Source organism: Agrobacterium rosae, assembly GCF_002915175.1.
Taxonomy (GTDB): Bacteria; Pseudomonadota; Alphaproteobacteria; order Rhizobiales; family Rhizobiaceae; genus Agrobacterium; species Agrobacterium rosae.
On record NZ_NXEJ01000005.1, the window covers coordinates 243172 to 249687 of the forward strand.

Below are 6516 nucleotides of genomic sequence, written 5' to 3' on the forward strand. Positions count from 1 at the left end.
TTCGCGATCATTATCTGTTGGAAGCTCAAACCTTGCATGTCTTTCTAAATCAGAGCGGACAGCCCGAGGATGATAGGCAGCGACACCAGCGAAGCGATGCTGACTGCTAGTGTCAGCGTCTTAAGTGTTCCACGGACGGTCAGCCCCATCAGTGTAGACATGAGCCAAAAGCTGTTGCTGGTGACATGCACGAGGAACAGCGCACCTGATCCCGCCGCAAGCGCAATGTAGACTGGAGAGATCGCAAGCGTCTGCGCGATGGGTGCCAGAAGGGCAGCGGCCGTAATGGCTGACGCTGAAACCGAGCCAATCGCAACGTGGAGGATCGCTGCAACAGCCCATACCAGCAACAGCGGGGCAGTGGCATCGTGAGAGAAATAGCCGGACAGTATGTTGCCCAGGTCCGTCAGTGTTACAACCGCCGACAGCGATCCCGCAACACCCGTCAACAGCAGGATCTGGCCGCTTTCGTGGAACGCCTTGTTGAAGGCCTCTTGCCGATCCTTACGGGGCAGGCAAAAGCGCGCGACCAGGATGGCGATGATCATACCCACAAACAGCGCGAAGGTCGAATTGCCCATCGCCGAAAGGACCGGGCTGTCGAGACTGGTTGCACGGTCAATGGCACCGATGGAGATCATCAACACCGGGATCAGCACCGGCAGCAACGAGAGGCGAAGCGGGACATTATGAGGGGCGGGTGCGTCCACCGAAAGCACAGTGCTGTCTGGCGTATCGTCCTGCTGCTCGTCCAGTTCGGGCTTCCATAGACCGCGTGACAGGATCAGTCGGTAGATGATCATGGTCACGAAACCGGTGGGCAGCGCTACGGCCAGTCCGGTCAGCAGCATCGTGCCCAAATCGACTTTCAGCACCGCCGACAGCGCCAAAGCGGCCACCCCTGGAACCACCAGCGTCAGCGCCATGTAAATGCCGACGGCAACCGAGGAGGCCATCATCGGCACACCGTTCCTACCCATGGTGCGCGAGACGGACTTTGCAAGCGGCACGGCCATCAGCAAGAGTACGTCGGTATAGATCGACGGGAAGATTCCGGTCAGCACGGTCATGAAGGCGTAGGGCATCTTGCGGTCGGAAAAACGCGCGGTCAGGGCCTGAACGACCTTCTGGAACGCACCCATTTGATGCATGAAGGCACCGATCATCACGCCAAAACCGATGAGAAGCCCAATTTCCCCCATCAACTCGCCGAAGCCGCCGGTGATCGCCTTGATCGTCTCTTGAAAGCCCAGACCCGAAGTCAAACCCAGATACATCGGCCCGACGATCAGGGCGATCAACGGATGCACGTTGAGCCATATGACCATGGCAACGATCAGCAAGATTGCGAAAAGCGCGTTCGCGATTATGAATGTTTCAAACATGATCCCCTCCCAAGGGCATTACCCGGACGCCATCGGCGGTCCTTTTCTTTCAACTTGCGCAGGGTCCCAACCCGCGCTTGCCCTGCCCTCCTCAGATAGGCGCAGGGTGCAGATCGCCCACAAGGCCCGCTTTCACGACTTGTCCCGGCACGTCATGTCCAACCAGCGTGGGAAGCCCGTGCGACAGTGACAGGAGCGTCCGTAAATCGAGACCCGTCGGCACACCCATCTCTTCGAACATGGCAGCGGTATCCTCCGTCGCAATGTTGCCCGAGGCACCGGGCGCGAATGGACAACCACCAAGGCCGCCAAGCGCCGCATCGAAGCGCCGCGCGCCTGCTTGGAAGGCCGCGACCACGTTCGCAAGGCCAAGACCCCGTGTGTTGTGGAAATGCAGGGTCAGTGCCTCGGGCCCGACGAGACTAAGCGCCGCGCCTACGAGCCGGGTGACTTGACGTGGGTTCGCCATACCCGTCGTGTCGGCAAGCGTGATACCGGTGCAGCCGAGCTCACGGTAGCGGCCCACAAGTTCGAGAACCTCCACCTCAGACTGAGCCCCCTCGAACGGGCAACCAAAAGCGGTAGCGATGGTGCCGTTCAGCAGCCGCTTCGCATCCAGCGTCAGCCTCGCAATCTGCGAGAAGCCTAAAAAACTCTCCTCGGTCGTCATTCGCATGTTGGCAAGATTGTGGGTGCGGCTAACCGAGGCGACCATGTTCAACTCATCCGCCTCCGCCTCAATAGCCCGTTCCGCGCCCTTGCGGTTCGGAACCAGTGCTACATATGTCACCGATGGGACACGTGTGATGCGGGCAAAGACCTCGGCAGCATCGGCGAGTGCAGGAACCGCCTTTGGTGATACGAAGCTCGACACCTCGATACGCGAGAAACCCGTCTGCGAGAGCGAGTCGATCAGACGCACCTTATCGTCTGTCGGCAGAATAACGGATTCGATCTGAAGTCCGTCGCGGGGGCAGACCTCCTGAAGATACACATCGGTCATTCACGTCCTCCCAAAGTTGCGACGATCCGCGCGTCGTCATAACCGAGCGCCTCCAGCAACTCGCGCCCGTGCTGGCCGAGTTTCGGACCTGTCCAGCGCATTTCGCCGGGAGTTTTCGATAGCTTGGGCACAATGCCAGGAAAAGTAACGGGAGTACCGTCCGGCAGATCGACCGAAAGCAGCATGTCACGCGCCTGATAGTGCGGATCTGCCACGATGTCGGCTGCGGAATAGATGCGTCCTGCAGGTACCTCCGCCCCTTCCAGAACGGTAAGCACGTCATTGATTGACCGACCGGTGGTCCAATGGGTAATGGCGGCGTCGAGTTCAGCATTCCGTGCCACGCGCCCGTCATTCGAGGCAAGATTTGGATCCTCTGCCAGATCGGGTCGACCGATCGACTGCATCAGACGTTTGTATATCGGATCGCTATTGCCTGCGATAACAACAAAAGCACCATCGGCCGTCGGATAGGTGTTCGAAGGACTGATGCCAGGCAGCGCCCCGCCCGTTCTTTCTCTGACAAGACCAAACATGGAGTATTCAGGGATAAGGCTTTCCATCACGTTGAATACGCTTTCGACCAACGACACGTCGACGACTTGCCCGCTACCCTTTCCCGAGCGAATGTGAAGCAGCGCCATCAGCGCTCCCATCACTCCATGAAGCGAGGCAAGCGTATCGCCTAAACTCACACCCACACGGGCAGGCGGTGTCGAAGGGTCGCCTGTGGTATAGCGAATACCACCCATTGCCTCGCCGATCGCACCAAAACCTGGACGGTCGCAATACGGACCGGTCTGACCGTAGCCAGATATGCGCACCATCACCAGATTCGGATTAAGGCTGTGAAGCACGTCCCATCCAAGACCCAGCTTTTCCAAGCCGCCGGGGCGAAGGTTCTCAATTACCACATCGGCAGAAGCGGCAAGATCGCGGGCCGCCTGCGCCCCTTCGGGTGATTTCAGGTCAAGCGCAACCGACTTCTTGTTGCGCGCCTGTAAATACCACCAGAGTGATGTGCCCTTGTGCAGCTTTCGCCATTTACGGAGCGGATCTCCTGCGCCAGGCGCTTCGATCTTGATGACCTCCGCACCGAATTCGGCAAACAGGCGGCCTGCAAATGGCGCAGCGATGAGTGTCCCGATTTCGAGAACTCGGATACCTTCAAGTGGTCCGGGCAATGTTTTCTCCTCCCCTGAGAATGAGCAATCTAAGAGGAGGTAATGCTGATTTCCATGCGTAAGGCACGGGGGTGCGTTCGCGGATCGAGAATGCTACCGGGGAATCAAGAAATTTTTTAGCGCTTCTGCAGCGCGGGACAACGCACAGTCAGGATGGTGTACCAAGACGATTTCTCGGAAGGCCCAAGCGTCTTTGAGCTGTTCGCTATGCAGGCCCATAGGAGGGCCAAGTATGTTGAAGACAGGTTCAGGGATGAGAGCGATCCCGAGGTTTGCTTGGACTGTGCGGCAGACAGCATCAAACCCTGGAACGTGAATCCGTCTTCGCAACGGTAAGCCAGCCTCTCGAGCCGCAATACGAGAACGAATGAATATGGAACTGTCGGCGTGAAGCCCGATCTGGTCGTAGGGTAGTGTGTCGACGAAGGATATTCCCGCCCCTGAAGCGAGCGGATGGTCTTTGCGCATGGCCATTACAAGCCGGTCGCATCTATAGGCTAAAGACTTTAGTTCTCTAAGATCGGCGTCCCCGGAACAGATGCCAAGTTCAGCCCACCCCTCTACAACCCCTTGAATGACTTTGTCAGTAGGGCGTTCCTCCAACTCTATCCGAAGTTCGGGGTGGTTGAGAAAGAATTGCTCCAGCTCTTCGGGCAGATAAGCAACTATCGCCGAAAGGTTCGCAAGCACTCTGACATGGCCTCGGATCCCTACGCGGAACTCCGCCATCTCGGCTGTCAATGCACCGGCTGCAGATAAGATGCGACGCGCATGCCGCAGCAGGCTTTCACCCGCGATCGTCGGCCGCATCCCACGCGGGTTCCGTTCAAACAATATGACGTGCAGATCAGCTTCCAAGTCAGCCAGACGTTTGCTGGCCGCCGAGGGTGCTATTGCCTCGCGCTCAGCCGCACGGTTGAGTGCGGCCTCTTCAGCGATGGCAACAAATAGCCGAAGTGTCGTCAGGCTTATGCGGTCTGTCGAGAGTGCCATCAACACAATAACGCCTTTCCATTGATCAGCAGAAGCGGGTACCTCGATCTCTCTAGACCGTTATTAGGCTTGCCATAAGAGATGTGCTCAAGCCGCTGCACCTTATTTGACCCCGCAGTGCAAGCAAATATAATGACTTTCTGTCGACTAAAATCCAGTTCACATGAACGGGCTTCAACGTTGTAAGCGCGGAAACGCGTCGCCCCTGCGATGCGCCTTTGAGCGATGCAACGGGCGTGTTAGGATGAACTCCTTACGCTTAGAGCGCGGAATGTTGAGTTGCGCATTACTCCATCCTATTTCGTCAAACCCAACCTAGAGGAATGAGACGGGACCAGACGTCATCGCTATGCATCGCGCATGCTCTGCATTTTGCGGTGCAACGGTCGCTCGAGAATTTTTCCTAATTCCGGTAGCCCATCAATCGAGTGGCAGAAGCAGAAGAGGGCGGCGAGATCGGCGTCTTTCTCATCACCGGCCGGAGGAACGAAAAGCCAGCGCTTGGCTCTCACAAGCAGGTGTTGCCATGTACACTTACGGCCAGATTGTCTGCAACCTTAACTTTCCCAAGGCGGGTTACGCCGTTGCTGGGCAAGGAAGTCACCGAAAACTTTAATGCGTTTTGGCACCGGATGGCGCTTTGGCCGCACGAAGCTGATGTAGCTTACTTTTTTCTCCCAGTTTTTGAGTATCTGGATCAGCCGACCCGCCCGCAGGTCACCGGCAACGTCCCGCTTTTCACGAAGAGAAATGCCCAGCCCGGCGACACACCACACTCGCAATGTGTCACCGCTATCAGTCATCAAATCACTTGGAACGGAAATCTCGCTGGTAGTCGCGCCTAAACGCAAATGCCAGCTCGTTTTTCGGCAAACCAGAATAGGAGAAGATCAGGCAGGTGTGGTTTAACAAGTCCGTCGGTTCATGTGGCCACGCATTTTGTTTATAATACTCCGGCGCGGCTACCAAAACGCGCCTGTTGTCCGCGAGCCTTCTCACAATCAGTTGTGAATCATTCAGGTGAGCGGCACGGATAGCAACATCGACCTCTCCCGCATAGATATCAACGACCCTATCGGTCAGCTGAAGTTCAAACCCAACTTTAGGGTGACGCTTGCGAAATGCAGCAGTGGCAGCAGCGACATAACGGCTACCGAATGGCAAGGGCGCTGTGATGCGTATGGAACCGCTGAGATCGTCTGAGCCGGTGCGGGCGATCTCCGTCGCTTCATCGAGCACGGCAAGTGCTGACCAGACGCGCTCGACGATTACACGCCCCTCATTGGTTATCCGGAGATGGCGTGTACTGCGTTCGAAAAGACCAATATTCAGCTGCTTTGTCAGCAAGCAATCCCTCACTTTGACGGTGACTTGTGGGGCATGGCAGGCCCGCTCCACGACAGTGTCGAAGAGCAAGCGTCGCAGCGTTTGGTTCGCGCCCTGATCCAGACGGTTGTGCTCGGCAAGACGCCCGACTTTCAACCGTCATCCTTGTAGGTTGCTCTCTGGAGCAGGGTTTCCTCTCCGCTGCCCAGACCGAAGTGGTGGCGCGGCCTTCTTCCGTCGAGCTCGACCCTTATACGCGCGGCAGACAGTTCCTGGACGCGTTTGGTGAGGAGGTTGGTCTTCTGTATCTTGCTGGGGAGGAATTTTTGATTTTTGGTTGCGGGGGCAGGATTTGAACCTGCGGCCTTCAGGTTATGAGCCTGACGAGCTACCGGGCTGCTCCACCCCGCGTTACCAGGTATTTGCATTGCAAATACCGACAGAGCAAACTCGCAGAGTTTGCGCCTCTACCGGCGCAAATCCCCTTGGATTTGTCGCCTCTACTCGACTTTTGCTTGGGGCAAAATGTCGTCTTTTCCCGGTATTTTACCTTGGCAAAATACCGACTGCGTAAACCGTGTTTCCGTTTATGCATCACCCCGGAACGACGAAAGGCCGCTTATCG

General features: G+C 56.9%; 6 protein-coding genes and 1 tRNA gene. All 7 read right to left on the bottom strand.

Going from position 1 to position 6516, the window contains the following annotated elements; translation table 11 throughout:
* Nucleotides 1-44: 44 nt before the first annotated feature.
* The 7 genes from CPJ18_RS11035 to CPJ18_RS11065 all read right to left on the bottom strand — a co-directional run bounded on the left by CPJ18_RS11035 (nt 45) and on the right by CPJ18_RS11065 (nt 6302).
* A complete protein-coding gene (locus tag CPJ18_RS11035) occupies nt 45-1385 on the bottom strand; it encodes a GntP family permease (protein WP_103658234.1) in 1341 nt (446 codons plus the stop codon).
* A gap of 91 nt (nt 1386-1476) precedes the next feature.
* A complete protein-coding gene (locus CPJ18_RS11040) occupies nt 1477-2388 on the bottom strand; it encodes a hydroxymethylglutaryl-CoA lyase (protein WP_103658236.1) in 912 nt (303 codons plus the stop codon).
* Nucleotides 2385-3572 (bottom strand): CaiB/BaiF CoA transferase family protein, encoded by a 1188-nt coding sequence (locus tag CPJ18_RS11045; RefSeq protein ID WP_103658238.1) that lies wholly within the window; start codon nt 3570-3572, stop codon nt 2385-2387. The genes CPJ18_RS11040 and CPJ18_RS11045 overlap by 4 nt, the downstream gene beginning before the upstream one ends.
* A 93-nt stretch (nt 3573-3665) precedes the next feature.
* Nucleotides 3666-4565: a LysR substrate-binding domain-containing protein gene (locus CPJ18_RS11050; protein WP_103658240.1), complete on the bottom strand. Its 900-nt coding sequence runs from the start codon at nt 4563-4565 to the stop codon at nt 3666-3668.
* Between the two features lie 557 nt (nt 4566-5122).
* Nucleotides 5123-5368, bottom strand: coding sequence for a LysR substrate-binding domain-containing protein (locus CPJ18_RS27625; protein ID WP_281406995.1), 246 nt, complete (start codon nt 5366-5368; stop codon nt 5123-5125).
* Between the two features lie 4 nt (nt 5369-5372).
* Nucleotides 5373-6047 (bottom strand): LysR family transcriptional regulator, encoded by a 675-nt coding sequence (locus CPJ18_RS11060; RefSeq protein ID WP_103658244.1) that lies wholly within the window; start codon nt 6045-6047, stop codon nt 5373-5375.
* Between the two features lie 178 nt (nt 6048-6225).
* A tRNA-Met gene (locus CPJ18_RS11065) sits at nt 6226-6302 on the bottom strand.
* Between the last annotated feature and the right edge of the window lie 214 nt (nt 6303-6516).